The organism is Halovivax asiaticus JCM 14624, assembly GCF_000337515.1.
Classification (GTDB): Archaea; Halobacteriota; Halobacteria; order Halobacteriales; family Natrialbaceae; genus Halovivax; species Halovivax asiaticus.
Genome location: NZ_AOIQ01000019.1, coordinates 51,113 through 72,980, shown reverse-complemented (window position 1 = coordinate 72,980; position 21,868 = coordinate 51,113). Strand labels below are relative to the sequence as shown.

Annotated in this window: 23 protein-coding genes and 1 tRNA gene; 13 read left to right on the top strand and 11 right to left on the bottom strand. The window is 63.9% G+C overall.

Going from position 1 to position 21,868, the window contains the following annotated elements; genetic code table 11:
• Window positions 1-67 precede the first annotated feature (67 nt).
• The 3 genes from C479_RS12445 to C479_RS12435 all read right to left on the bottom strand — a co-directional run bounded on the left by C479_RS12445 (window position 68) and on the right by C479_RS12435 (window position 2,591).
• The gene (locus tag C479_RS12445; protein WP_007703114.1) at window positions 68-643 is read right to left on the bottom strand and encodes a 50S ribosomal protein L15e; all 576 of its coding nucleotides are present in this window, start codon (window positions 641-643) and stop codon (window positions 68-70) included.
• A 216-nt stretch (window positions 644-859) separates the two neighbouring features.
• Window positions 860-1,393 (bottom strand): hypothetical protein, encoded by a 534-nt coding sequence (locus C479_RS12440; RefSeq protein WP_007703113.1) that lies wholly within the window; start codon window positions 1,391-1,393, stop codon window positions 860-862.
• A gap of 292 nt (window positions 1,394-1,685) precedes the next feature.
• Entirely contained in the window at window positions 1,686-2,591 is a 906-nt protein-coding gene (locus C479_RS12435) for a serine/threonine-protein kinase RIO2 (RefSeq protein ID WP_007703112.1), read from the bottom strand.
• Between the two features lie 638 nt (window positions 2,592-3,229).
• Between C479_RS12435 and C479_RS12430 the strand changes: the two genes are divergently transcribed.
• From C479_RS12430 to C479_RS12420, 3 genes are all read left to right on the top strand, one after another.
• Entirely contained in the window at window positions 3,230-4,072 is an 843-nt protein-coding gene (locus tag C479_RS12430) for a lipoate--protein ligase family protein (protein WP_007703108.1), read from the top strand.
• Window positions 4,073-4,171: 99 nt separating this feature from the next.
• Window positions 4,172-5,041 carry a deoxyribonuclease IV gene (locus C479_RS12425; protein ID WP_007703105.1) on the top strand — a complete coding sequence of 290 codons (870 nt, stop codon included), beginning with the start codon at window positions 4,172-4,174 and terminating at the stop codon, window positions 5,039-5,041.
• A 44-nt stretch (window positions 5,042-5,085) separates the two neighbouring features.
• Window positions 5,086-5,928, top strand: coding sequence for a class I SAM-dependent methyltransferase (locus tag C479_RS12420; protein WP_007703103.1), 843 nt, complete (start codon window positions 5,086-5,088; stop codon window positions 5,926-5,928).
• Between the two features lie 37 nt (window positions 5,929-5,965).
• Here C479_RS12420 and C479_RS12415 read toward each other — a convergent pair whose 3' ends face one another.
• Complete coding sequence (locus C479_RS12415; protein ID WP_007703101.1) at window positions 5,966-6,616, bottom strand: DUF7095 family protein; 651 nt, start codon at window positions 6,614-6,616, stop codon at window positions 5,966-5,968.
• A 119-nt stretch (window positions 6,617-6,735) separates the two neighbouring features.
• Here C479_RS12415 and C479_RS12410 point away from each other — a divergent pair, with 119 nt between their 5' ends.
• Both C479_RS12410 and ncsA read left to right on the top strand, forming a co-directional pair.
• Window positions 6,736-7,461, top strand: coding sequence for an alpha/beta fold hydrolase (locus tag C479_RS12410; RefSeq protein ID WP_007703097.1), 726 nt, complete (start codon window positions 6,736-6,738; stop codon window positions 7,459-7,461).
• Window positions 7,462-7,549: 88 nt separating this feature from the next.
• A complete protein-coding gene (gene ncsA, locus C479_RS12405) occupies window positions 7,550-8,515 on the top strand; it encodes a tRNA 2-thiolation protein NcsA (RefSeq protein WP_007703094.1) in 966 nt (321 codons plus the stop codon).
• Between the two features lie 97 nt (window positions 8,516-8,612).
• Here the strand turns inward: ncsA and C479_RS12400 are convergent, their stop codons facing one another.
• The 4 genes from C479_RS12400 to C479_RS12385 all read right to left on the bottom strand — a co-directional run bounded on the left by C479_RS12400 (window position 8,613) and on the right by C479_RS12385 (window position 11,592).
• Window positions 8,613-9,146 carry a DedA family protein gene (locus C479_RS12400; RefSeq protein WP_007703091.1) on the bottom strand — a complete coding sequence of 178 codons (534 nt, stop codon included), beginning with the start codon at window positions 9,144-9,146 and terminating at the stop codon, window positions 8,613-8,615.
• 143 nt (window positions 9,147-9,289) lie between these two features.
• Window positions 9,290-10,480, bottom strand: a complete 1,191-nt coding sequence (gene ftsZ / locus C479_RS12395; RefSeq protein WP_007703090.1) for a cell division protein FtsZ — start codon at window positions 10,478-10,480, stop codon at window positions 9,290-9,292.
• A gap of 2 nt (window positions 10,481-10,482) precedes the next feature.
• Window positions 10,483-10,662 (bottom strand): ribbon-helix-helix domain-containing protein, encoded by a 180-nt coding sequence (locus C479_RS12390; protein WP_007703087.1) that lies wholly within the window; start codon window positions 10,660-10,662, stop codon window positions 10,483-10,485.
• Between the two features lie 345 nt (window positions 10,663-11,007).
• On the bottom strand, window positions 11,008-11,592 hold the full coding sequence (locus tag C479_RS12385) for a double zinc ribbon domain-containing protein (RefSeq protein WP_007703084.1): 585 nt from the start codon (window positions 11,590-11,592) through the stop codon (window positions 11,008-11,010).
• A 106-nt stretch (window positions 11,593-11,698) separates the two neighbouring features.
• Between C479_RS12385 and C479_RS12380 the strand changes: the two genes are divergently transcribed.
• Window positions 11,699-11,772: transfer RNA gene (locus C479_RS12380), tRNA-Tyr, on the top strand.
• Between the two features lie 462 nt (window positions 11,773-12,234).
• Here C479_RS12380 and C479_RS16115 read toward each other — a convergent pair.
• Window positions 12,235-12,891, bottom strand: a complete 657-nt coding sequence (locus C479_RS16115) for a hypothetical protein (RefSeq protein ID WP_152415895.1) — start codon at window positions 12,889-12,891, stop codon at window positions 12,235-12,237.
• A 129-nt stretch (window positions 12,892-13,020) separates the two neighbouring features.
• Window positions 13,021-13,263, bottom strand: a complete 243-nt coding sequence (locus tag C479_RS12365) for a hypothetical protein (protein WP_049907283.1) — start codon at window positions 13,261-13,263, stop codon at window positions 13,021-13,023.
• Between the two features lie 474 nt (window positions 13,264-13,737).
• Here C479_RS12365 and C479_RS12360 point away from each other — a divergent pair, with 474 nt between their 5' ends.
• The 7 genes from C479_RS12360 to C479_RS12330 all read left to right on the top strand — a co-directional run bounded on the left by C479_RS12360 (window position 13,738) and on the right by C479_RS12330 (window position 21,381).
• Window positions 13,738-15,330 (top strand): HTTM domain-containing protein, encoded by a 1,593-nt coding sequence (locus C479_RS12360; RefSeq protein ID WP_007703071.1) that lies wholly within the window; start codon window positions 13,738-13,740, stop codon window positions 15,328-15,330.
• A 197-nt stretch (window positions 15,331-15,527) separates the two neighbouring features.
• On the top strand, window positions 15,528-16,220 hold the full coding sequence (locus tag C479_RS12355; protein ID WP_049907294.1) for a helix-turn-helix domain-containing protein: 693 nt from the start codon (window positions 15,528-15,530) through the stop codon (window positions 16,218-16,220).
• A gap of 220 nt (window positions 16,221-16,440) precedes the next feature.
• Entirely contained in the window at window positions 16,441-16,773 is a 333-nt protein-coding gene (locus C479_RS12350; RefSeq protein ID WP_007703068.1) for a HalOD1 output domain-containing protein, read from the top strand.
• A gap of 447 nt (window positions 16,774-17,220) precedes the next feature.
• Window positions 17,221-18,027 carry an ABC transporter ATP-binding protein gene (locus C479_RS12345; RefSeq protein ID WP_394295148.1) on the top strand — a complete coding sequence of 269 codons (807 nt, stop codon included), beginning with the start codon at window positions 17,221-17,223 and terminating at the stop codon, window positions 18,025-18,027.
• Window positions 18,024-19,361 (top strand): ABC transporter permease, encoded by a 1,338-nt coding sequence (locus C479_RS12340; protein WP_007703066.1) that lies wholly within the window; start codon window positions 18,024-18,026, stop codon window positions 19,359-19,361. The genes C479_RS12345 and C479_RS12340 overlap by 4 nt, the downstream gene beginning before the upstream one ends.
• A complete protein-coding gene (locus C479_RS12335; RefSeq protein WP_007703064.1) occupies window positions 19,358-20,575 on the top strand; it encodes an ABC transporter permease in 1,218 nt (405 codons plus the stop codon). Before C479_RS12340 ends, C479_RS12335 begins: the two co-directional genes overlap by 4 nt.
• Before the next feature lie 80 nt (window positions 20,576-20,655).
• A complete protein-coding gene (locus C479_RS12330) occupies window positions 20,656-21,381 on the top strand; it encodes an alanyl-tRNA editing protein (protein ID WP_007703061.1) in 726 nt (241 codons plus the stop codon).
• Window positions 21,382-21,517: 136 nt separating this feature from the next.
• Here the strand turns inward: C479_RS12330 and C479_RS12325 are convergent, their stop codons facing one another.
• Window positions 21,518-21,769 carry a HalOD1 output domain-containing protein gene (locus C479_RS12325; RefSeq protein ID WP_007703058.1) on the bottom strand — a complete coding sequence of 84 codons (252 nt, stop codon included), beginning with the start codon at window positions 21,767-21,769 and terminating at the stop codon, window positions 21,518-21,520.
• Between the last annotated feature and the right edge of the window lie 99 nt (window positions 21,770-21,868).

Genomic DNA, 21,868 nt, shown 5'->3' with positions numbered 1-21,868 from the left:
GAGATATTCCAGGAGAGAAAGGGAATATACCGACCGGCTACTCGTCGAGCGAGTACCCCGCTGCCGGTTATTCGCCGTTGGTCGACGGGCGAACCTTCTCGGTGCCCTTGCCGCGGTTCTGGAGGCCACGGTTCGACTTGCCGGCGTTGGTCAGACCACGGAACGCGCGGTTCGTGTGCTCGTCCGCGCAGATCCAGTTCAGGTCGTCGTCGTTCTCGATGGCCGGGTGCTCCGGATCCACGAGGATCACTTCGAACCACTTCTGGGAGCCGTCCTCACCGACCCAGTAACTGGCCAGTACACGCAGGTTGGGGTACTTGCGGGAGACGCGCTCCTCACCGATGCGCTGGATGTTCTTGCGCCGGCCGATGCGGTTGACGCCCTGGCGCTTGGTCCGCCGACCGGCGGTGAAGCGCTCCTTCCGGGCGGTCCCCTTGCGGACGGAGACGCGTGTGAGGACGATGCCCTGTTTGGCCTTGTAGCCGAGTTCGCGGGCCTTGTCGAGTCGCGTCGGTCGCTCGATGCGCTCGATGGCGCCCTGTTTGCGCCACTCCTGTTTGCGTTGCCACTGCAGTTCCCCGAGTTTCCCGTCGCCGGGGTTCTTCCATGCCTCCTTGATGTGGGAGTAGAAGCTTCGTGCCATGTGTATCACCGCGGGCGTTCCTGGTTCAGACCGGTCAGCCGGCCCACATTCCAACCCGTGGATAACCCGTACGGGTGCCCGCTGGTGCCCGCCGCCCAGCGTAGCTACCCATACTACCGAACGTCGTTTCATAAGGGCTTCGAAGCGCTGTCGTCCGCAGTGTGGCGGTTCCAGACGGTATCGAGGCGAAAGCTCACCACCACAGTTCGTTCGTGCTTAGTCGAGCACGGCGAACCGCTCGAAACGACCGGCAGGGGTGAGCCCGTTGATCGTCGCGAACGTCGCCCCGAGAACGAACCCGTACACCAGATGACCGATGGCGAAGATAACCGCGGCGACGAGTTCGCCCGCAGCGCCCGGTAGCGGCAGGAATGGAAGGGGCAACGTCGCCACGTCCGCACGCGTCATGGCAACCGGGAAGACGACACCACCGGCTACCACGCCGATAAACGCTCCGTAGGCGATCCCGGCGAGGGCAAGGTCGGTGAAGTCACGAACCTGCTGGCAGATCGCCGCTCGCGAGACACAGACGGCGAAAGCGAGCCCGAACGCGACGCTGATGAGCAGGTGAATCGTCCACCCCGAAATGACCGATTCCCCCGGAACGGGTGCCAGCCCACCGAGTAGTTCGATCAGGCCGGCACCGAAGTGCATCACGAGCCCCATCGCGAGGCCAGCGACGATCGCCGCAAGGGCGCCGCCTCCCCAGACGCCGACACGCGTATACTGTGGAACGGTAGCAGTCGACATAGTGAACGGACGGGAACGGGTGGCAAAAAGTCGCACCCATCGCACGCCACGTCCCCGCTTTCGACAGGATGGATGAACGGACACCGAAGCCGCACATTCGTTGAGACACAACGAGTTACCCCACGAAACGCTCCTACCCCGCTATACAGCCCATATACTGTCAAAAACTACGATTTGAGCGACGATGCAACGGCCACAATTCTGTATAGCGTTATAGAGTGTATTCACCAGATGTAGGCCACCCCACTTAAAGGAATGGGCGAGGCGGGCGTCAGAAAACGTCGCGAGCGGGCTACTGACTGGCCTGCACGGAGTCGAACGTCCCGGACCGGACGTCGGCCGCGATAGACGGTGCATCCCACTCTGGAAGCTGATTCGGATACTTTCGATCGAAGTACCCGACGAGGTTGGTCACGTCGCGTTCTAAAAATTCGTCGGCGTTCGGGTGATCCGTCGGAACGGCTTGGGGCCAATCGAAGATCGTCACACCGCCCTCGTCGACGAAAATGTTGTACTCGCTCATGTCCGCGTGGACGTACCCCAGTTCGTACGCGCGCGTGAGTTCGACCAGTAACATATCGAGAACGCCGACGACCTGGTCGGCGTCGAGTTTCGCCCGCGAAAGCTCCACACCATCCATTTTCTCCATCACGATCGCGTGGCGATTCTGTTCGATCGGATGCGGCACCGAGACGTCGGGGTACAGCGTCTCCAGAATCTCGAACTCCCGCTCGGCCGCCTTGCGCGCGGTGTACAGCCAGGAGACGTGCTCGCGATCGGAGGTATAATCACGCTCTTTGGCCACCTCCCGGAAGTTCGTGTACCCCTCCCGGTGGTACTTGAGCGCGAGCGGTTTGTACGAGCGGACCTCGTAGACGTCGCTCTCTTTCCCAACGCCGAGGGGCGAGCCGAACTCACCGATGACATCGCGCTCGACGAGTGCTCGTAACGCGAGCGTGTCGTATCCCTCGAACTGCAGGGTATAGCCCTCGTACTGGATCGTCTTCTTCTCGACGAGGCCGCGTTTGAGACACCGTTCGAGTCGGTACTCGACCTCCTCGGGAGTGAGACTGCTGAACTCGGGGAGTTTCTCCCGTTTGACCCACTCCGAAAACCGCATCCCCTGTTCGACGCCGGAGAGGAGATAGAAGTCCTCGGCGTCGAGATCGGGAAGTTCCGGAGCGACGTTTCGAACCATGCCCCCGCCTAGACGGTGGGGCGGTAAAAAGCGCGCGACAGTCGGACCGACCCACTCACCACGGCTCGCCAACGACTGTGGGGCCGACCCGTGCCGTGATTGAACGAAGGGCCGACCGAACGGGCGCGCTCGCATCGTATCGTCCATCCGATACTCCGGCAATCGCGTTCGCTATCGAACGGTCGATTCGATCAACCGGGTGCCCGATGCGGTCCACAGCTCGAAGCAGTAGCAACCGCCCGGTTGCGAACCCAAAATACGCAGGCATCAGTTGGTTACCGGCCCACCGGAGTTCGATCGAGTTCCAGAACACGGCCCGAGAGATCCGATATCGGACCGGTGGTTCTCCCAGGAGAGCGATGACCGCGCCGAACGGCTCGGAACCGTAGCCCGTTCCGCGATCGCGACAGCAATCCCACAAACAGATACCCGCTATTTCACGCAGTACAGCCACCCTGAACCCACATTTGCCGATTTATAAACTATATAACGCAATATAAAATGGTCCTCGGCCAGTTCAGCGCTCCGAGCGGAGTTACTCTGCAAAACCGTCACCAGCGGTCGCGAACGACTCGTTTCGACGTGAGGTGGATCGCACGAATCGGAAGCGGTTTGCCGATCCCGGTCGATGGGCCCGTATGAGCGAACTCGCCGACCGGGAGTGGCGGCTGATCCGTGACGAGCCCCGGGACGGGGCGACCCAGATGGCGCTCGAAGAAGTCGCCGTCAAGACGGCCCACGAGGACGGCGTTCGGACCGTCAGAACGTACGCGTGGGAGCCGAGCACGCTCTCGCTGGGCTACCGACAGGAAGCAGAAAGCGTCGACTGGGACTACTGCGAGCGCGAGGGGATCGACGTCACCCGTCGCCAGACCGGCGGTGGCGGTATCTACCACGACCGACACGGCGACATCTCCTACACCATCGTCGCGCCCGCCGAGGAGGTACCAGGGGACCTGATGGAGTGTTACGCGCTGTTCTGCGAGCCGATCCTCGACGCGCTCGATCGGATGGGCATCGACGCCGACTTCGCCGAACGACCGAAGGCGTCGATCCACCAGCCCTCCTGTTACCTCCGGGACGTCAACCCGGCACACGATATCGTCGTCCACACCGACGACGGCGCCTCGCTGAAGATCAGCGGCAACGCCCAGTACCGCCGACGTGACGCCGTCATCCAGCACGGCTCGATCAGCTACGATCGGACGCCGACACACCACCTCGGCGTCTTTGCCGACCACGAGGTGACGGCGGATCGATTCACCGATCGTGTCGGGAGTATCGCGGCCGAGACCGACCTCGACCGCGAGGCGTGTGTCGATCACCTCGCGAACGCCCTCGGAGCGTGGTGCGATGCCGACGACGGAGAGTGGTCGAGCGACGAACTGTGGGCGGCACGCGATCTGGCCGACCGGAAGTACGACGCCGACGAGTGGGTCCGAAACCGGGAGACGAAAGCGGCCACCGACGGCGGCGAATGACCACCGACTGGCGAACCCGCTATCGGCACATCGAACGACTCACCCGATCACGTTTCTGGCTTCGATACCCCTATCAGGGTCCCGTACCGACACGAATCCATGAAGGTAGGCGCACACGTCTCCATCTCCGGATCGCGCGTTTCCTCCGACGAGGAGACCCCACCGTACGACGACATCCGCAACGCCGTCCCGCGCCAGTTGGCGTTCGGCGGCAACTGCGGCCAGATCTTCACCACGTCGCCACAGGTCTGGGCCGAACCCGAGATCGACGACGAGGCGGCCGAGGGCTTCCGTGACCAGACAGACGAGAAACTCGACGGGCCGTGGGTGATCCACTCGGCGTACCTCGTCAACCTCTGTACGCCCAAAGACGACCTCCGTGAGAAGTCCCTCTCCTCGCTACAGGCCGAACTCGACGCGGCCGCAAAACTCGGCGTTCCGTACGTAAACACGCATCTCGGCGCGCACACGGGCGCCGGCGTCGAGGGCGGATTGGACAACGCCGCGAGTGCGATCGACGAACTCGACGTGCCGGACGGCGTCACGCTCCTCGTCGAATCCGACGCCGGCAGCGGCACCAAGCTCGGCGGCGAGTTCTCCCACCTCGCGGGGATCATCGACCGGACCGACACCGACATCGGTATCTGCATCGACACCGCCCACACGCTCGTCGCCGGCAACGACCTCACGACGCCCGAGGCCGTCGACGAGACGGTCGAACGCTTCGACGACGAAGTCGGGCTCGAGTACCTGGAGTACATCCACCTGAACGACTCGAAACACGACGTCGGCACGCACAAGGACGAACACGCCCTCATCGGCGAGGGATACATCGGCGAAGACGGAATCAGCGCCATCGTCAACCACCCCGACTTGCGCGAGCTCCCCTTCGCCCTCGAGACGCCGACCGAAGACGGCCGCGGCTTCTCGTGGAACATCGCGAAGACGAAAGAACTGCGCGAGAGCTGATCCGAGACCAGCCCACTTTTGCTCGGCCCGTTCGAAACCCACCCGTGCGCGAGTTCTCCGCCGAGTACCTTCGCCGGACGCGCGAAGGGATGTGGGACGATTCGCGGGAGGCACTGCGGGGCCTCTCGCTCGACGACCGCGAACGCGTGCTGGACGTAGGGTGCGGGACGGGTGAACTGAGCCGCGTCCTCGACTCCGAGAGTCCGGACGACTGCGAGGTGATCGGCTGTGACGCCGACGTCGGACTCCTCTCCACCGCGAGTGACCACGTCTCCGTCGTCGCCGGCGACGCCACGCGACTCCCGTTTGCGGACGATTCGTTCGATCTCGTCGTCTGTCAGGCGCTGCTGATCAACCTTCCCGATCCGGCCGCCGCCGTCACGGAGTTCGCCCGCGTCTCGTCGGACCTCGTTGCGGCGATCGAACCCGACAACGGCGCCGTCACGATCGAGTCGAGCGTCGACGCCGAAGCGGGGCTCGCGACCCGCGCTCGGGAGGCCTATCTCGACGGCGTGCCGACCGACGTCACCCTCGGTGCGCGAGCTAGCGACGCGTTCGCTACCGCTGACCTCGACGTCGTGCGGACGGCCCGATACGACCACGCCCGTTCGATCGAGCCGCCGTACGACGAGTCCGCGGTGCGATCGGCGAAGCGAAAGGCCTCCGGCGATGGGCTGGCCGACGACCGAGAGACATTGCTCGCCGGCGCGTTGACACCGGACGAGTACGACGATCTCCGGGCGGCGTGGCGCGAAATGGGTCGAACCGTCGTCCACCAGATGGGCGACCGAGCCTATCGGCGGATCGAGACGGTCCCATTTCACGTGACCGTGGGGCGCGTTCGAGGGGAAAAGCGGGATATGACTGCACCGAAACCGGGTCGATAGCAACTGCGCGGTGAGTAAACGTGGTTCCGATATTTCGCTAGACCACGTCGCCGCGGACCGTCACGCCGTCCTGGTCCTCGCGCCAGGCGTGGACCGCCGCCGCGGCTTCGTTCGCTGCCGACTCGTCCATGCCGAGCATCTCGAGCGACGCCGACAGGGTCGGCATCGCGAACGCACTCTCTCTGAGTTTCTCGAACGCCTCCGACGACCACGTCCCGTCGACCCAGAGACAGACCCCGCGGGGATCGAGTAACTGCGTGTAGTCCTCGCGGAGTCGAGCACCGCGCAGGCGCTGGGTGACGTTGTCCTCGAAGGAGGTATTACAGACCTCCAGGTGGATCGGTTCGTCGTCGTCCAGTAGGTGCGCCGCCAGACACCGTTCCGGCGCGACGTGGCCGTGGTCGTTCGCTCGAACGGTGTCTGGGAACTCGTCGGCCCAGTCGGCGTCCACGGCAGTTCCGACGCCGCGAACGCCGTGTTCGTCGTAATACGCCTGATCGCGCGCTTCGTCGCTCTCGAGGAGGATATCCTTCGTGAGGTAGACGTCGAGTCGATCGATCGGGTCCATCCCGAGCGCGAGGTCGCCGTAGACCCACACCTCGCGGACTGGCACCGGCATCGGCCCGCCGTCGACCGTCTCGATCAGCGTCTCGAGGCGATCGACCGCCGCCTCACGTTCGAGACTCATCGGCCGGAGTAGACGACGGAGGCGCAAAACGGTTTCCGGTCGAGGCCGCCCCACGCCAGGGAGCGGAATCGGCCCACCCGAGTGTACGCTTTTAGAGGCGGCGCGGTGAAGACGCCCGTATGCGTCACCGAATCTTCAACGAGGACGGCAAGACGGATCTCGTCTTCTGCATGGGGTGGGGAAACCGATTCACGCACGAGAACGTCAGCTGGCTGATCGGGACACTCGGCAACGCGGGCTACCGGGTCCACGCGTTCGAGCTCCCGACGGACATCACGGACGTCATGGCAGACTGGGTCGAGCCGGTCGCCGAGTACGTCCGCGACATGGACGGCTACCAGCTCCTCGCACACAGCGCCGGCGGGCTGGTCGGCCAGGCCATCGACGGGGCCGACAATCACGTCTACCTGGCCCCGTTCTGGGGATACGGTTCGCTGTGGCCCGACCGACTCCTCGAGACGGTCGCGACGGTGCCGATCGAAACGCCCGTCCTCCCCGTCACCCGGTTCGATCGTGAACTCCTCGGGCCGAGAGCGACCGACCACCAGCTCGCGACGCAACCGCGATGGATCTCGCCGGCGTTCATCGACACGACGTTGCACGCCCAGCGCGAGTTGCTCGAGATCGATCACGACGCCGTCGTCTTCTGCTCGCTTCGAGACCGCATCGTCGACCTCGCGGCGATCGGCGAGCGAGTGCCACCCGAACGCGTCGTGCTCTACGACGGTGGCCACGAACTGTTCTCGTCGGACGCACGCGACCAGTACGTCGATCCACTCCTCTCGGCGCTCGACGGTGGGGCCGACGCCGTCAAATCGAGTTCGATCGTGGAGCAGTCAGCGTAAGTCCTGAGCCGTGACGGGTACCCGCCCCACCAGCTCGCCAATCGGGACAGCGAAACGGACTTCCCCGCCCGCAGTCAACGCGTCGGTAATGGATTGCGATCGATGTGGCGCGGACGCGGTCATGCACGCCGCGTACTCGGGGGCACACCTCTGTGGCGATCACCTCAGCGCGTCGATCGAGAAACGCGTCAGGCGACGCGTGCGCCGAGACGAACTCGTCCCACGCGAAGCCAGCCCTGAAAACCCGCAAACGTGGGTTATCGGCCTCTCAGGCGGGAAGGACAGCGTCGTCCTCACGCAGATTCTCCACGATACGTTCGCCGAGGACCCGCGGATCGAGCTGGTCGGCCTGACGATTCACGAAGGGATCGAGGGCTACCGCGACAAGAGCGTCGACGCCTGCGTCGAACTGACAGCCGACCTCGACATCCAGCACGAACTGGTGAGCTACGAGGACGAGTTCGGCGTCCGGATGGACGACGTCGTCGAGGACGATCCCGAAAACATGGCCGCCTGCGCTTACTGCGGCGTCTTCCGGCGCGACCTTCTCTCGCGGTACGCAGAGGAACTCGGCGCCGACCTCCTGCTGACCGGACACAACCTGGACGACGAGGCCCAGACCGCCCTCATGAACTTCCTCGAGGGCGACGTCGGCCAGATCGCGAAGCACTTCGACGCGAGTCTCGGGCCACTTCCCGATCGCGAAGACCAGGACGACTTCGTCGCCCGAGCGAAACCCCTGCGCGACGTCCCCGAGAAGGAAGTCGCCCTCTACGCCCACCTGAACGATCTGCCCGCCCACATCACGGAGTGTCCGCACGCCAGCGAAGCCTACCGCGGCGAGATCCAGGGGCTCCTGTACGACCTGGAGGAACGCCATCCCGGGACTCGCCACTCGATCATGGCCGGGTACGAGGAACTGGCCGACGTGGCCGCGACGGAGTACGGCGAAGACGGCGACGTCGAACTCACCGACTGTCCGCAGTGTGGTTCGACGACCTCCGTCACCGGCGACCGCTGTCGCAAGTGTACGCTGCTGGACGCGCTCGCGTAATCACTGTCTGACGGTGTCAGACATCGTCGAGGGACGAGGACGACTGACGACGCAGCAACGGCGCTGGCTGACCGCCGACGTCTCGGAAAGTGTCGGCTCAGAGCCCGACGAAGAGCCGACTGATTCCGAGGACGCCGTAAGCTGCCCCTAGCAGCAGAAGCATGTACACCAGATTCCCCGCGGCGTCGGCGATCACGTAACCGCGTTCGGGCTGCGAACCGACCCCCGCGATGATCGGCACGACCGTTCGCACGCCGGGAATCGCGGTGCAGACGGCGATTCCGTACGCACTGAACCGGTCGATCTGGCGCTCGACGAGGGACACCCATCGTTTGCCGGCCCACCTGCGGAGGACGCCCGGGAGCCGTTCGAGGCGTTCGGGCGACCAGTAGCTGGCCCCGGGCGGCGGTCTCGTCGGCGTAAACGTCCGGTAGAGCAGCCACTGCCCGATCGTTGCCCCCAGTGCGGCTGCACACGTCACGACCGCCAGGACGACGGTCGACGGCTCCACGAGCGTGACGTACGCGACGTAGAACACGGCGGGCTGGAGTAGTTTGCCCAGAACCAATCCCTCGGCGACGAAGAACAGGCAGAACCCGAGCGCGATCAGCACGGAGAGCAGTGGATCCATGTGAGTATCGACCGTCGTCTGCCCAACGGTGACCAAGCCAGATACTAAAAGAACTGGTTCGGTGACGCCGTCACTGTTGTTTTCGTCAGCGGGTCACAAAAACTGGAGGCGCCACACCCACAGCCGGATTCGATCAGACGGCGTTACCGGATGACGTCGACGCCGTTGTTCCGTTCGACCTGTTCGCGGCCACCGTCGCTGTGGGCGCCGTAGTTGGCCTCGCTTCCGGCTTCGACGTTGTTGCTCGCGTCGAAGTCTGCGTCGTTGACGCCTTCGATGCTCCGACGGGACTTGTCGGCCTGCTTCTGGGTCGTCGGACCGAGGACCTGTGCGGACTGGACGCCGGTCATGATCGCCATGACGCGGACCTTGCCCTTGTAGTTCTCCTGAATCCGGGCCCCCCAGATGACGTTCGCCGAGGCTTCGAGGCGCTCTGTAATGTTGTCCGCGATTCCCTCGGCCTCTTTGAGTGTGAGGTCGGGACCGCCGGTGATGTGGACGAGTCCGCCGGAGGCGCCGCGGTAGTCGACGTCTAACAGCGGGTGGTTCATCGCGTCCTTGACCACCTCTTCGGTCTTGTTCTTGTCCTGTGTCTCGCCGACGAGCATCACCGCGACGCCGCCCTGGTTCATTATCGTGGACATGTCCGCGTAGTCCAGGTTAATCAGGGACGGCTGGGTGATCGTCTCGGAGATCCCCTTGACCGTCTCGGCGATGATCTGGTCCATCACCGAGAACGCCTTGCCGATCGGCAGGTTCGGGACGTAGTCGAGCAGTCGGTTGTTGTCGAGGACGATGATCGAGTCGGCCTGTTCGCGCAGTTTCTCCAGGCCCTCCTCGGCCTTGACCGTGCGGGCACGCTCGACGTTGAACGGCGTCGAGACCATCCCGACGACGATGGCGCCCTGCTCTTTCGCGATCTTCGCGGCGACGGGCGCCGCGCCGGTGCCCGTCCCACCGCCCATGCCCGCGGTGACGAAGACGAGGTCGGCGTCCCCGAGGACGTCCTTGATGGTGCTCTGGGCCATCTCGGTCGCTCGTTCACCCATCGAGGGGTCGCCACCGGCACCGAGGCCGTTCGTCAGCGACTTGCCGACGAGGATCTTCGTGTCGGCCTCGATCATCTTCAGGTGCTGTTTGTCCGTGTTGATCGCGATCGTGTCGGCCCCTTCGACGCCAATGTTGTACAGCCGGTTGATGGTGTTGTTACCGGCACCGCCGGCCCCGATGATGACGATCCGTGGATCACCGAACTCGTCGTCGTCCATCGAGACGTCCATGTCCCGGGCTTCAGCTTCGGCGTTTTCGAGGGCGTCCTGAACGATATCCTGCATCGTTACACCTTCGCCCAGGTTCGTTTTCCGGCGCGCTCGGGGCGGCCGTCACCCTGTTCGTTGATCATTTCGCGGACGGCCGACCGGATCGCCTCGCTCCGATTCGGAAACTCGCCCGTTTCGACCAGCTGTTCGACCTCGTCGATTTGCTGCTTCGGAATTCGCAGTGTCACACGCTCCATTGTTGTATTCCCCGTTTGATGTCGAGTAAGACGAGGCACGCCCCTGTCAGACGCGCTTCGTCTTACACCGCGCGCGGTTTCAGTCGGGCGATTTCGCCCGTCCCGGCGCCGTGTAAGACGACCGTCTTACGTAGCTGCTACAAACAGTCCCCCAGTATATAAATGTACTGGCGCTGTGTATTTCGTCGTCTTACGACAGTCATTCGAGTGTGACAACCGCGTCGAGCGATGCGCGGAGAGCTGACAGGCACGGGTACAGCCACGATCGAATAGACGGATGATGACGAGCTCGTCGGCCACCGCTACGCGACACGATCGACAGTTCGACGGAGAAGAAACGGGGGGTCAGACCGAGTCGAGAACGTCCGCGGCCGGCGTTCGGCGACCGCACGAGGGGCAGAACGCCCAGTCGGACCGGACCTCCGAGCCACACTCACAGAACACCCGGCCCGTCAGTTGCTCGCCGCAGTTGGGACAGTACACGTGAGCTGCTTCGACTGCCATTCCACACTGCGAACAGTCTCGCTCCTGGTGCGTCCCGGCGTCGTCGGGATCGTCGAAACCCCCGATGGTGTCCGACGCCGACTCCGTCTCGGCATACAGCTGCTCGGTCGCGGCTACAGTCGAACCCGCCTCGCGCTCGGAATCGACCAGAATCCGAAGCGTGACGTCGGTCGAATCGGATCGGCCGAGGCGGTCGGCGACGGCGTCGTCGATACGCGATTCGAGCATCGCATCGAGTGACGACGGGTCGGCGCCACCGGCCTCGGCGACATCCGCGTTCGGGGACGACCCCGACCGCGGACCCGGTGATGGAGACCGACCCAGGTAGGACCGCAACGCCTCGCGCATGACCTCGCTCTTCGAGGTGTCGAACGACTCGAGCTCGTCGACGAGGTCGTCGTCCGCGCGAAACGTTATTTTCCCCATCGCTATGACAGCCATCCACATTCTCGTATATATAACATTCCCCACCTCCGACGCACGCAGACGAATAATAACCCTTATTTGGGGCTCGTCTGCTATCTTCACCTGCCCGCCCTTAGCTCAGACTGGTAGAGCAGTCGACTGTAGATCGACTTGTCCCCCGTTCAAATCGGGGAGGGCGGACTTCCCGTGAACTCGACCGGTGAGCGGAGCGAACCCGGCGAGTTTCGAGACGTCCATCCTGACCCATTTGAACACGCGAGTCGCAGCGCGCGAACAGCGTGAGCGCGACCGTCTGGCACCTGTTCAAATCGGGGAGGGCGGACTTTTCAGGAAGTTACACGGCGAGCGGAGCGAGCACGTCACTTCCTGAAAAGCCAACCGGACCCGATTTGAGCATGGAAGCCGCAGCCCACGCAGCCGAGTGAAACGAGGCGAGGAGGAACGCCTTCCAGCTGTTCAAATCGGGGACGGATTGCTTTTCCGCTCACCGGTTGGTTCGCGGAAAAGCACGTCCAGTCCAACCCGCTGCTCGTACGCGACTAGGCGGATGGAACAGTCTTAAAACGTTCCTGAAGCACTACAGAGAGTTACAGCCCAGAAGTACAGAACCGGGAACATGGAAAAGCCGGCTGGTTGTAGCGGTCACTCAGCAGACACTACTTCGATATCAATCTTTTCGAGATCAACATCAGCAAAGTCACTTTCGAATGCGTGAGATATTGTCACTCCGGCATCCATCATCAATTCTGCATCGTCGATGATCTCGTTACCTTCCATCAGTCGAGCCTCAACGCGACCGGCTCCGCCTTCGTTTTCGATTTCAACATGTATCTCGGTGGCCCACATTCGGAAGCCATACCCGTCGTATCCGTCGCGGGTTCCCGAAGTAACCGAAAGTTCCCGACGCTCACCGGAGCTAAAGAACCGCTCTCGTTTTGTCTCTGGCACAGGGGCGCTATTTGGCCCGTAAATGTCGTCGTTCGGATTCTCTAACCAGACCAGCATTATGCCGATATCTCCCTCAATTCCGGTGTTTTCAATCTCAATAGAGAAATCGTGCGTGCCATCAGGTTGGGCTTCATTATCGAGAGAGACCGCCTTGGGCTCAGGGAAAGAAATACCAGCAGTTTCCGGGCTTGGTGCTTGATTTTCTTGATTAGCGGGCTCCCCCTCTTCACCACCCCCATCCGAATCGGAACCGTCTGCACTAGGTTCTTCATCATCTGCCAAACAACCTGCTAAGGATGTCATTGCTAGAGTTCCAGTACCGACTATTACCCGTCGACGTTCAATTTGCATGATATTTCAGATGAGAAACTGATTTGACTTGTACCCTTCGGAAACTGAATCGCGGAGGGCACAGGTTCTAGCTAGAAAGGAAAAGGTGTCTATTGAATTATCCAAGTAATACAGGAGTTTGCCGACTTCTTACTCGCCGCCCCGTCGAGCCCGCGCTTTCAACCGCTCAGAGAACTCCGAGAGGTTCATGGCAGCCGCACAATCTGGACAGCAAAAACGCTCTGCGGTCTGGTAGTCGTGCGACAGCGTGTCCGGCGGCTCGGCGACGAGCCGAAAGAGCCGCGGCGGTGCCACGTCCCGATCACACCGGTAGCACTCCCGGTCGTGAGATGCATCGCCGGTCTCGTCGCGCGTTCGCTCGACGGATTTCATCCGAGCACCTCGCGATTCGAGCGTTCGAACCGACTGAAGGTACTTGGCCCCCAATCCTCGAAGTCGAAGACTTGCGACGGGTAGCGATACGACTCTCTAGGCAACGGGCGTGCGAGACCTTTTTGTCTCGATGGTGGCTTTCGGAACATGGCAACCAAATCGCGAGGCGGTTTGGAAGCCACGTCTCGGGTGTTGGCGCACCCGGGGCATTTCGTGCCCGTGCGGACGCAGCTTCCGTGCGGATGATTGACGTGTGGGATAATATAGTTACTGGTCAGACCGTGGAATCAACGGCTCGACACGGCAGCATGCGGCGTGGCGACCGGTCGTTGGCCGATGCCTTCGATTCGACCGACAGCGCGCACCTATCCAGAGGCGTGACCACAATTCCCAAGGTAAAATACAGACTTTAGCGTGCAGAAAGCTTTTAATAGTCTGATTGGAAGGCAGACAGAACGACGTGTCTTCGAACCAATGAATCGAGCGACCACCTCCAAACCGTTTCGTCGCCGGCTTTCCAGCGCCCTCGACGCCTTTGGCGGGGCAATCGCGACCCGATTCGCGATCGATCGCCGCGGGCTCGCCGCCTTCCGAATGGGTCTCGGCGCACTGCTCCTCCTCGATCTGGCGCTGCGATCACGACACCTCCGCGCGTTCTACACCGACGACGGCGTGCTTCCACGCCGGGCGCTCTTTTCGGATTACACCGACGCGTACTCCGTACACGCCCTCTCGGGCGAGCCGTGGGCGATCGCACTGCTGTTCCTGATCGCCGGCGCGTTCGCCCTCGCACTGCTCGTCGGCTACCGGACGCGGCTGGCGACGGTCGCCTCGTGGCTGCTGTTGCTCTCGTTGCAGGCCCGCAACCCGATGGTCCTGAACGGCGGGGACAGCCTCTTCGCGCTGTTGCTCTTCTGGTCGATCTTCCTGCCGCTGGGTGCCCGGTGGTCGGTCGACGCGATCAGAAAAGGGTCGGCAAGCGCCGACGGAGACACGTCGATTTCGTCGATCGCCACGATGGCGCTGCTGTTGCAGGTCGTGTTGATGTACGTGACGAACGCGATCCACAAGACGCGAAGCGAACTGTGGATGGACGGTGAGGCGGTCGCGTACATCATGCAAGCCGACCAGTTCAGCGCGTTTTTGGGAAACCACCTCGCGGACTTCACGGGACTCCTGCAGGCAATGAGCGTCGTCTGGGTTGGACTCCTGCTTGCGGCCCCGTTGCTGATCGTCCTCACCGGATGGCCGAGGGCACTGCTCGCGACGCTGTTCGTCGGGATGCACCTCGGGATGGCCGCGTCCATGCAACTGGGTATCTTCCCCGTCGTGGTGGTCACGGGGTTGCTCCCGTTCTACCAGTCGGGCGTCTGGAACCGGGTGAGCGCTGTCACCACATGGACAGGCATTGGTCCGACCCTCGAACGCTGGGGCGACCGTTTCCACCGGACGACGCCGACACTGCCCTCCCTCCCCGCCTATTCCCACCTCCGCGCGTCGTCGGCCGACACCCGACTCCCGGACAGCGCCGACCTGCAGGCAGGAATTTCCCACGGACGGACGCTGTTTTCGACGGTCCTGCCGTGGTTCTTCCTCGTCCTCGTCGTCCTCTCGAACGCCCAGGCTGTCGACTACACGGAGGTTCCTGATCCGGCCGAAGAGGTTCTCGACACGGCGGAACTCGACCAATCCTGGCAGATGTTTGCCCCGGACCCGCTGTACACGACCAGCTGGTACGCGGTTCCGGGCGAACTCGAAGACGGAACGACCGTCGACGTGCTGTACGACAGGGCAGTCTCGCTCGACCGGCCGCCGAACGTCGACGAGACGTATCCGAGCGCACGCTGGCGAAAGTACCTCGGGAACGTCTACGGGGCGGACAACGAGAACCACCGGTCGTACCTGGCGAATTACCTGTGCGAGTCGTGGAACCGTTCACACGAGACGGATGTCGAGACCATCGAGATCGAGCGGCTATACGAACGGACGAACCCGTTTACCGGCCCGGAGGCGTCCGGTGACATCACGCTCATCGAGTACGACTGCGGTGGCGAGTTTATCCAGTGAGTTGGCGACCCGGCCAGGGTCCGAAACCGACAGCGTCCGGACCAGACCCTCGCAAACACCCTGCAAAGCCTCCGATAAGCTTGGAGAGTGAGCTGTGGCCAACGCGTTTACATCGGAGACGACGAGCGTGGTACCGAGGGTCCAACCGGCACTCTCGCAGTCGATACTTACAGTGGGTGAGCGCGACGACCGAGGGGATGAGTGTCCTCGCCGAGTTTACGGTGCCAGCGGACGACTTCGTCCTGGCCGAGACGCTGGCAGCGGCGCCGAAGATGACCATCGAGATCAAACGAGTCGCGGCCGGAAAGACGCACGTAACGCCGTACTTCTGGGCCACTGGCGGCAACTTTCGCGTGTTCGACGACGCGCTCCGCGACGACGAGATGGTGCTCGAAGTGTTGACGCTCGAAGAACACGACGACACGGGCCAGCTGGCCCAGGACGTCGAAGAGCGCTTTTACCGCGTCGTCTGGGAGGCCGACGTGCCGAACCTCATTCAGGGTGTCGCAGCCGTCAAAGCGACGGTGCTAGACGCCGTGACGAGTGAAACCGGTCACGAGTGGGAGGTGAAGGTGCTGTTTCCCGACGAGTCGGCGCTCTCGACGTTCAACGAGTACAGTCTCGAACACGACCTCACGTACGAGGCGCGGCGGCTCTACCGACCGGAAAAGCCGGCCGATACGGCCGAGTACGGCGTGACCGATGCACAGCAGGAAGCGCTGGAGGCTGCCTATCACGGCGGGTACTTCGCTATTCCGCGCGACCAGACGCTGACGGAGCTGGCGGACACGCTCGATATCTCTCGGAACGCACTCTCGGCGCGGCTCCGTCGGGGCCACCGGAACCTCCTCGAACAAACGATCATCCACGAGGAATCTGGGGGGTCATAAAGCGTGTTCGTACGACCACACCACGTTTGTCCGGACAGGGCGATAACCGGAAGATAGCAGCTCGGTGGTAGTATGTTAAACGAAACACGGCCCACAGCTATTCGCGAGCGACTGCACAGAGTCGAAGGACGGCGATCGAGCACAGTATCCGCCCCGAACCGACACCGGAGGGGTCTCTGTGAGTGGTGAGCGGTCCGATCCGCCGACTCCAGAACGAAGTGTGACGACCGCCACGACGGGAGCGACACTGGAGAGTGCAACCCGGCCGACGAGTCTGCGCGTCGTCGACGCTGTCGCCGACGAGCGAGAGGTCGAGCCGACGGCCCTCGATCCGCTCTACGAGGCGGTCGATCCGGACAGCCTCGATGCGCTGTTCCCGCCAGTGCCCCAGCGATCGGAAGGGACCAGTCGCTCCATCACGTTCACCTTCGCCGGCTATCAGGTTACCATCGAGGGAACCGGTAGGATCGACGTGACGGAGCTCGACGACCGAGAGCGGGTTCCTGACCCGGACACTGATAGCGTCGACGAGACGACCGACCCGACCGACTGATCGCAATTGAGCGTAGTGCCTGGAAGCGGGACGGATGGGCCCGTGGAACGGTCGACAGAATAGTGCACGGAAGGATTTCGTGACCACGTTACGCCCCCGATACAGGTCGTACGACGCCGTTTCTCGCAAAGGGGGCTGATTCCGGCGACCGGAACACAGCACTACCCGGCGACGTGAGAGGGGACGGTGCACTGTCCGTACGAGAACACGATGGCCCCGAATCGCGTGTGTTCGAGCGATTACGGGTGACGTACTGGCACTGATCGTTGTCGCTCGACGGACGTGATCGCCACATTCGGCAGTCTGTCATCCAGAAGGGACGTATTCGGCAGAGAGACGTACTGTGGAGGGAGGTTGGGAGCTGTGTCGCCAGCTAGAGCAAGGTAGGTGTGGGGAAACAATGGGCCGGTCCGTGCTCGGTCGAAGCTAGCTTCGGAGGTGAGTTCGATCAACCGTACACCTACACAGTCGACGACGGCAGAGCCGCACGAGTCGGGCGATCCACCGGCCGTACAGCTTGACGGGGTGACACACGAGTACACGGCTGGCGGCCGGTTGCGATCGACCGGACGCGAACCGGTTCGTGCGCTCGCCGATGTCTCGCTGTCGATCTCGTCCGGAGAAGTCGTCGGTATTCGGGGGCCGAGCGGGAGCGGGAAGTCGACCGTCCTCCACGCGATCGCGGGGCTGCTCGTCCCGACCGACGGGTCCGTCGAACTCTTCGGGGCCGACCTCACCGACTGTGCCGGTCGAAAACGGCTGCGGCTCCGCCGACAGCACGTCGGAATCGTCTTCCAGCACTTCCACCTCCTGCCGTCGCTCAGCGCTCGCGCGAACGTCGCCCTGCCGCTCGTGCAACTCGGCCAGTCGAAAGCGACGCGCCGGGAACGGGCGACTGCGTTGCTAGAGCGCGTCGGCCTGGGAGACCGACTCACGCACCGGCCGGGGGAGTTGAGCGGCGGCGAACGCCAGCGCGTCGCGATCGCCAGGTCGCTTTCGACCGATCCCGACGTGATCGTCGCCGACGAACCGACGGGTGAACTCGATACGGCGACCAGCGAATCCGTCCTCGACGTCCTGACGAGCGTCGCCGACGAGCGCGCCGTCGTGCTGGCGTCACACGATCCGACGACGCTCACCCGGACGGATCGAACGATCACCCTCTGTGATGGGTCGATCGTCAAAGAGACGGACCAGGACGAGCCACGTCGGGCGCGACCGGCGGTCGGCGGAGCCGGTGGAGAGGATCTGTGACCGACGACGGACCCGGCCGCGACGACGGGACGCGACCGGCAATTCACGGCGACCCGGACGGTCGCCGACGGAGCCGAACGAGCGGGCTCGTCCGAATCGCCCTCGCTCGCCTCCGCGGACAGTTCACCGGCGTCCAATCCGGCAAATCGACGGCGATCGTCGTCGCCGTCGCACTCACGCTCGCGCTGCTAGTCGTCGTCACCGGACTGGCCCTGGCGCTCGTCGACGGCGGCGTCGCGTCACAGACCGACGCCGACGTCAGTATCGAACCGGCGGACGGGGGGTCGCTCTCGTCCGTAAACGGCATCGAAGCCCCTCGGCTCGCGAACGCGACTGCACACACGGCGGAACTCCGGGCCGCAGACGGCGTGGATCGGGCGACACCGGTCCTCGTCGAACCGGTGGCCGTTCGATCGGAATCGGCGTCGACGGCCGATCCATCCACGTACACACGGCTTCTGGCCGTCGGTGTCGATCCGGCGGTCGACGCTGGAACCGTGGCTGGACTCCCACTCGACGCGCTCGGCGACGGCGGTGACGAAGACGATCGGGGAAGCGAATCCGGGGCGGAGAACGAATCGGCGGCTGGAGCCCTCGGCGCGCGATCGGCCGGGCTCGTCCTCTCCGAGACGGCCGCGGATCGGCTCGGCGTGACCGTCGGTGAGGCGGTGGTCGTCACCAGCGGAACCGAGGCGTACCAGCTCCCGGTGACCGCAGTCGAGCCGACGACTGGCGACGACGAAGCGCCCGTCGCGCTGGTCGATCGGGACGCGCTCCTGACGTTCGCTGGCGGCGCCGATGCCTCGTTAGCCGACCGGATCCTCCTCTGGGGCGACGAGGCCGCCGCCGAACGCGCAGCGGCTGAGGCGTACCCGACAGCGTCAGTGGAGTCGACCGACTCGATCCATCCCGCCGCGCTGTTCGAGAACGACCTCGCGCTCGCGACGAGCCTCGTCGCGACGATCGTCGCCCTGGTCGTCTGTGCGCTGTTCATCGCGACGACGGCCGGGATGGCCGTCGCCGAAGACCGCCCGCAGCTCGCGATCCTCTCGGCGATCGGCTTCTCGGGAGCGAGCCGGCTCGCCATCGTGACGACGGCGATTCTCACCACGGTCATCGGCGGCTCGGTGCTCGGAGTGATCCTCGGGGTCGGTGTCGGTTACGGCGTGAATGCCCTGGCTGGCGTGCTGTTCGCCACTGGGTCGGTGGTGGTCTTTCACCCCCTGATCGTTCCCTACACCGTGTTCGTCGCGGTCGTCGCCGGCCTGCTCGCACTGCCGTACCCGCTCAGTATCGCGGCCAGAACCGACGTTCTCGCGGCGGTGGATGGATGATCAGGTGGCTCGTCCGGGCGAGTGCGACCGTGGGACTGGCGAAGGCACAGCTGCGGCGTTCGCCGGGGCGAACCGCGCTCGCAGTCGGTGCCGTTACGCTGGCCGTGCTCTCGGTGACCCTGTTCGCGAGTCTCGGCGTCGGCGTGGTCTCCGTCGGCCAGGATCGCGTCGAGGACGCCGAGCGCGACGTCTGGATTACGAGCGACGGGGCGGAGGCAGGCGTCGAAAACGGTATCGTCGGCGCACACGCCATCAGTGCGGATGTGAGCGAGCGCGAGGACGTCACGAGAGCGGCACCCATCGGCTTGCACACGACGTACGTCGGGAGCGATCGAGACGCCCTGGAGCCGATCACGGCCGTCGGCGTCTACGAAACGCACGGCGGCTTCGACTTCGAGTCAGGTTCCGGCTTCGAGGGCAGCGACGAAATCGCCTCCCCGTCCGCCGACCCGGGAGCGACCGACATCGTCCTCGACCCGGCTGTCGCGGACGACATCGGCGTCTCGGTTGGCGACACGATCTACGTGAGCGTCGACGCGAACGGAGAGTCGGCGAGGGCGTTCACCGTCGTCGGCACCGCCGACCTGTACTCGCAGTATCTAGGTTCGCCGACCGTCACGATGCGCCTGGCAGAGTTGCAGGCACTCGCAGGAAGTCGAGGTTCCGACCGGGCGACGTTCGTGACCGTCGACGTCACGGACGGGGCAGACCGGGCGGCACTCAGGGACGAACTCGCCGCGACGTATCCCCAGTACGACGTGCGAACGAGTGACGACCAGTTCGTGGCGATGGTCAAGGATCGCGCGCTCGTCGTCACGAGCGGCGTCGCCCTGGTCGGCCTGGCGGTCGTCGGTGGAATCGTCCTCACGGCGAACCTCTTCGTCCTCGTCGCCTACCAGCAGCGCCGGGAACTCGCCGCGCTCCGGGCGATCGGGCTGTCACGAACGGTGCTGTCCGGCCTCGTCGGCATGCAGGGGCTCGTCATCGGCGCCGCAGGGGGCGGGCTCGCACTGGTCCTCACCGGGCCGATCGCCGGCCGGTTGAACGAGTTGGTTGCACAGGTCGTCGGATTCGAGTCGCTCCTGCAGACCACGCCCGCCGTTTACGGCCTTGGCGCGGTCGTCGCCGTGACGATCGGCGCCGTCGCGGCCTTCGTCGGCGGCTGGTCGGCCAGTCGCTACGCGACCGTCGAACAGCTAGACGGCTACGCGTAGCGACTGGCGGACGCGGGCAGCCCGTGACGCGATCACCCCGACCGTCCGGTATTTACTCCTGGCGCGGCTATCGGCCCAGTATGACCGAACTCCGATACCTGCCGGCGGCGGACGACGTCACCGAGTTCACCGCGACCGTCACCGACGCGACCGACGACTCCCTCGTCCTCGACGGCACGTACTTCTATCCCGAGGGCGGCGGTCAGCCGGCCGATCACGGCCGCCTCGAGTGGGATGGAGGTGCAGCGACCGTGACGAACGTCCGGAAGGACCACGGCGACGTCAGACACGAAGTCGAGGCGATCGACGGCGCCGTCCCCGAGTCGGGAATCGACGTCACCGGTGAGATCGACGCAGAACGCCGGGACCGATTACGTCGGATGCACACCGCCCAGCACGTCGTCTCTCGCGTCGTCCTCGACGAGTATGGCGCATCGACGGCCGGCAACCAGATTCATCCCGATCGGTCACGCATCGACTTCGAACCGGCCGACTTCGACGAGGACGACGTGAAAGCGATTCAAGACCGCTCGAACGCGGCGATCGAACGAGATCTCTCGGTCACCAAGGAAAACCGAGCGCGAGCGGACGTCGAGCGCGAGGTCGACGAGGGCCGGTCGCTACTGGAGCTGATCCCCGATCACGTCGATCCGCTTCGCGTCGTCGCCATCGAGGACTGGGACATGTGCCCCTGCGGCGGCACCCACGTCGACCGACTCGGTGAGATCGGGCGTATCGAACTCACGGATCGTACCTCGAAGGGAGCCGACGTCGAACGGATCGAATTCGAACTCCACGAGTCGTAGGTAGCACACGGCATTCAGCGACAGGCGGAGTCGACCGGCGAACGGAACTGGTCAGCGGAGCGACTGCACTGGCGGATCAAATCTGGCGTCCGGAGCCACGGTCCAGCGAGGACAACGCTCGGAGAGGCTCTGTGCGTTACTCCTCGACGGCGATGGACCCGTCGGCGTCGACGTCGATCCGATAACCGAGGTAGCGAAACGAGAGCGAGAGCGACGAGTCGTGATCGGACTCCCAGAGACGATCGAGCGCCTCCGGATCGAGTGCCGAGTACAGTGGCGGGTCGAGCGCTTCGGGTTCGACGCCCTCACGCTCGGCGACGGCGTATACGACGCGATGGCTGAGCCCATCCATCGATTGGGCCGCGTCAGCCTGGTGGGAACTGTCCATATCCCGTCGAAGCTACTATAGCGTAAAAAGAATACCGGGGAAATACGACCATTATTCGACGCGAGCGCGCCGCCAGTGCTTTCAAGTGCGGACAGAACT

Coding starts and splice junctions, on each gene's coding strand:
- C479_RS12445 (WP_007703114.1), bottom strand. CDS start 643: ATGGCACGAAGCTTCTACTCCCACATCAAGGAGGCATGGAAGAACCCC.
- C479_RS12440 (WP_007703113.1), bottom strand. CDS start 1,393: ATGTCGACTGCTACCGTTCCACAGTATACGCGTGTCGGCGTCTGGGGA.
- C479_RS12435 (WP_007703112.1), bottom strand. CDS start 2,591: ATGGTTCGAAACGTCGCTCCGGAACTTCCCGATCTCGACGCCGAGGAC.
- C479_RS12430 (WP_007703108.1), top strand. CDS start 3,230: ATGAGCGAACTCGCCGACCGGGAGTGGCGGCTGATCCGTGACGAGCCC.
- C479_RS12425 (WP_007703105.1), top strand. CDS start 4,172: ATGAAGGTAGGCGCACACGTCTCCATCTCCGGATCGCGCGTTTCCTCC.
- C479_RS12415 (WP_007703101.1), bottom strand. CDS start 6,616: ATGAGTCTCGAACGTGAGGCGGCGGTCGATCGCCTCGAGACGCTGATC.
- C479_RS12410 (WP_007703097.1), top strand. CDS start 6,736: ATGCGTCACCGAATCTTCAACGAGGACGGCAAGACGGATCTCGTCTTC.
- ncsA (WP_007703094.1), top strand. CDS start 7,550: ATGGATTGCGATCGATGTGGCGCGGACGCGGTCATGCACGCCGCGTAC.
- C479_RS12400 (WP_007703091.1), bottom strand. CDS start 9,146: ATGGATCCACTGCTCTCCGTGCTGATCGCGCTCGGGTTCTGCCTGTTC.
- ftsZ (WP_007703090.1), bottom strand. CDS start 10,480: ATGCAGGATATCGTTCAGGACGCCCTCGAAAACGCCGAAGCTGAAGCC.
- C479_RS12390 (WP_007703087.1), bottom strand. CDS start 10,662: ATGGAGCGTGTGACACTGCGAATTCCGAAGCAGCAAATCGACGAGGTC.
- C479_RS12385 (WP_007703084.1), bottom strand. CDS start 11,592: ATGGGGAAAATAACGTTTCGCGCGGACGACGACCTCGTCGACGAGCTC.
- C479_RS16115 (WP_152415895.1), bottom strand. CDS start 12,891: ATGCAAATTGAACGTCGACGGGTAATAGTCGGTACTGGAACTCTAGCA.
- C479_RS12365 (WP_049907283.1), bottom strand. CDS start 13,263: ATGAAATCCGTCGAGCGAACGCGCGACGAGACCGGCGATGCATCTCAC.
- C479_RS12360 (WP_007703071.1), top strand. CDS start 13,738: ATGAATCGAGCGACCACCTCCAAACCGTTTCGTCGCCGGCTTTCCAGC.
- C479_RS12355 (WP_049907294.1), top strand. CDS start 15,528: ATGAGTGTCCTCGCCGAGTTTACGGTGCCAGCGGACGACTTCGTCCTG.
- C479_RS12335 (WP_007703064.1), top strand. CDS start 19,358: ATGATCAGGTGGCTCGTCCGGGCGAGTGCGACCGTGGGACTGGCGAAG.
- C479_RS12330 (WP_007703061.1), top strand. CDS start 20,656: ATGACCGAACTCCGATACCTGCCGGCGGCGGACGACGTCACCGAGTTC.
- C479_RS12325 (WP_007703058.1), bottom strand. CDS start 21,769: ATGGACAGTTCCCACCAGGCTGACGCGGCCCAATCGATGGATGGGCTC.